The 2,983-nt window shown below is 56.7% G+C and carries 3 protein-coding genes and 1 pseudogene; 1 reads left to right on the plus strand and 3 read right to left on the minus strand.

Annotated features, from left to right (window positions below):
- Nucleotides 1-626, plus strand: a 626-nt coding sequence (locus tag KJQ96_RS38270) for a helix-turn-helix domain-containing protein (RefSeq protein WP_249735073.1), incomplete at its 5' end; no start/stop codon positions are given.
- Nucleotides 627-646: 20 nt separating this feature from the next.
- Here the strand turns inward: KJQ96_RS38270 and KJQ96_RS38275 are convergent.
- The 3 genes and pseudogenes from KJQ96_RS38275 to KJQ96_RS38285 all read right to left on the minus strand — a co-directional run.
- A pseudogene (locus KJQ96_RS38275) lies at nt 647-1,060 on the minus strand (recombinase family protein); the annotation flags it as partial.
- Complete coding sequence (locus tag KJQ96_RS38280; RefSeq protein WP_213257371.1) at nt 1,041-1,214, minus strand: hypothetical protein; 174 nt, start codon at nt 1,212-1,214, stop codon at nt 1,041-1,043. The pseudogene KJQ96_RS38275 and the gene KJQ96_RS38280, both read right to left, overlap by 20 nt.
- A 130-nt stretch (nt 1,215-1,344) precedes the next feature.
- Nucleotides 1,345-2,004 carry a hypothetical protein gene (locus tag KJQ96_RS38285; protein WP_213257377.1) on the minus strand — a complete coding sequence of 220 codons (660 nt, stop codon included), beginning with the start codon at nt 2,002-2,004 and terminating at the stop codon, nt 1,345-1,347.
- Between the last annotated feature and the right edge of the window lie 979 nt (nt 2,005-2,983).

Genomic DNA, 2,983 nt, shown 5'->3' on the forward strand with positions numbered 1-2,983 from the left:
GCATGGCGCTTATGGCGCTCGCCAGTGACCTTCCAGCGCTCTGGAACGATCCAGCGGCCTCCGTCGAGACGCGCAAGCGGATTTTGCGCGCCGCGATCAAGGAGATCATCGTTACCGTCGAGATCCGTCGGCTGCAACTCGTGCTGCACTGGCAGGGTGGAGATCACACGCGGCTTGAAGTGCTGAAGAACCGGTCGGGCCAAAATCGCTACAAGACCGATGTGGCAACCGAGCAGTTGGTGCGCGAACTGGCCCGTCTGTTGCCAGACCACAGCATCGCCCCCGTTCTCAATCGGCTGGGTATCCGCTCGGCCAGAGGCCAGACCTGGACCCAGCTGCGCGTGCGCAATTTCCGCGGTGCGCATCACATACCAGTCTACCGAGAAGGCGAACGGGCCGAACGCCGTGAGCTTGTTCTACACGAGGCTGCAATCCGTCTTGATGTCAGCAAGATGACTGTTGTTCGCCTGATCCGAGACGGGTTGCTGCCGGCAAAGCAGGTTTGCCCCGGCGCACCCTATGTCATTCGCGAGGATGATTTGGCCCGGCCAACCATCCGACAGGCAATCGCGAGAGGCCACCCAATATCAGCTGACCCCCGACAAAAAACTCTCTCTCTTCAATGAGATCATGAGGTACTGCATTATGTCACCGTCCTGTTCATCCCGAGCAATAGGCGATCATTGGGATGCCGAGGATCATAGATTCCGTCCTCATCGACGATGACGGTCCCGACCAATCCACAGAACTCGATCAGCGTATGCCAGTCTCGGCCGTTACGGGCGAGCCGGGAGGCTTCGATCGAGAATACGGCTCCGACGCGTCCCTCGCAGATCGCTGCGAGCAAGCGCTCGAAACCAGGCCGGTTAACACCGCCGCCCGAGCGACCGAGATCGTCATCGACGACCTCGACGCTGGTCCAGCCGAGCTGTTTGGCGCGATCGGCGAGGCCATACTGGCGTCGCCGGCTCTCCTGGTTGTGCACGAGCTGATCGGCGGTCGACTGGCGGATGTAGACGAAGGCGGCGCGCGCGAGATGGTCAGCGGTGATCTTGGTCATCGTCGACCTCTTCGGCCGCGAGCGCGGCGATGATCTCGCGCAGCAGCGCTTCCACCAACGCTGCCAACTGCTCCCGCTGTGCGGGAATTGGCGCCGTCGGTTGATCGTCCATGTCGAACAGGTCTGGTTGTCGACGCGCTGCCTTCTGGTTCATGCTCGGCTCCCTCCATCCCTGACTCTGCTGCGAGCTCACCATTGCTCCGGCTTCTAAAGGGACGTTGTAGATGTAGAACGAGGTAGCTGCCGATCCCGCTTCCTTCGTTGTTCAGAGAGGGATGCGGATATCATAATGAGTGTTGGACCCACACATTCGGTTCCACGTAAATTCCATAATTCTGTTCAACCGACACAATCACTGGTACCAATGCGCCCTCGACCTCTGTCGTGCCTGACTGTTCGAACGCTTCCCCTGTCCATTGTGACCACTCCGCAATAGTTCCAACGATGGTCATAGAATAAGGGGCGATCTTCACTATTCTGCCTCCAACACTAACGTGTGTTCGCAACCATGCGTCCATAGGCAAACCGTCGGCACGCTTCAACTTGATATACTCGCGCATCGGCGTCCGCGAGCCGAGTTGCTTTTGGGTGGGCCGGACAGGGGCAAACACTTCTGCAAAGCCCAGCTTCTTCGCGCATGCCTTCAACGCATCCAGCATCGCCAGCGCATTGCCGATGCCTCTCGCTTTGGGAACAAGCGCTATTTCTAGTACGCTCATTGTGGTTGGCGTACGCCCAATAAGCCTGTCTTCATGAGCCCAGCGTATAACCTGGTCCCAGCCACCGTCTGGCAGTTCGGTGCGGCCCTCGATGTTGAAAGCAAATGGAACACCGAATGCGCGTCCGACGACGTCGCCATCGACAAGTCCTCCAAAGGCGTAGTCCAGGTAGTCGAAGAATACAGATCCGCCAAAATAGAGCTTTGCCGTCGCGTCATGACGCATGAACTCGGGCCACACACCATCCAAAGCCTTCGAAAAGACCAAGGGGATCAGATCCGGCCGGTCCCGCAAGGAGAATATCTCTAGCTTCATCTTCGCAACAACCTATTACAGCAACGGGAAGCTCTTCTTAAGCACTCCCGAAGCAGATTTCTAGCGGCTGGAATAGTTCACGGCGCGGCATCTGACTCCAAATTGACAGTTCGAGTGATGTCTGGTTCGAGTTCAAGACCAACAAACCTCAGATTGAGAAAAATGGTTCTAATTGGGCCACGAGAGCAGACATTCGTACTCGCGGCCGGCTGCAGGGAAGCCGTCTGTCGGTATTTCATTGATTGGATGCCTAGGCGACCGACCACGTCGGCGCGCGGCGGGACCTTGAGTTGCCCGCGATCTCAGGCTAGCTACCGCAAAGCCAGTTCAAGTTTGCAGCTTCACATTGACCATAACAAGGACTCGCTCCAGCTATGAAAACGCTTGCGACGTTAGGGGCTGTCATCTGCGCAGCTTTGGCGTATGACACAACGTTTTCCGGCGGACCGATAGGTGCCGCAGTTCCCGTCCCATTTCCCGCTGAGGCTGAGCGGTTGCCGGATGCTCCAGCAACGTGCTCGCTCTGGGATTGGACATCGAAACTGCTAGGAACCGACCTTCTGCCGATCATATGCACCACCCCTGCGGAAATAGAGCGCAGGGAGTGGTCCAGTAGTCGCTTCGGTCCAAAATTGATCTTCGCAATAAAGGAAGCTGTATACAAATCATATGCGCCAGCAACTGGTGAATTCTTGGATTTTCAAGATGTCGGAGTCAGGACAATTGACCAGAGCGGGTTTTCCAGGCCGAGATTGTCAATTTGGAGAAACCTATGGCATTCGGCAGTCGAACCATAAATGGAATTTATCTCCTCTTTGTCGGAGGAATTCTTGCACTAGACGACCGATTCCATGAAACCCGCGTGCTGCAGCAGGCTGAATTGATGGAA

Source organism: Bradyrhizobium sp. sGM-13 (genome assembly GCF_018398875.1).
Lineage (GTDB): Bacteria > Pseudomonadota > Alphaproteobacteria > Rhizobiales > Xanthobacteraceae > Bradyrhizobium.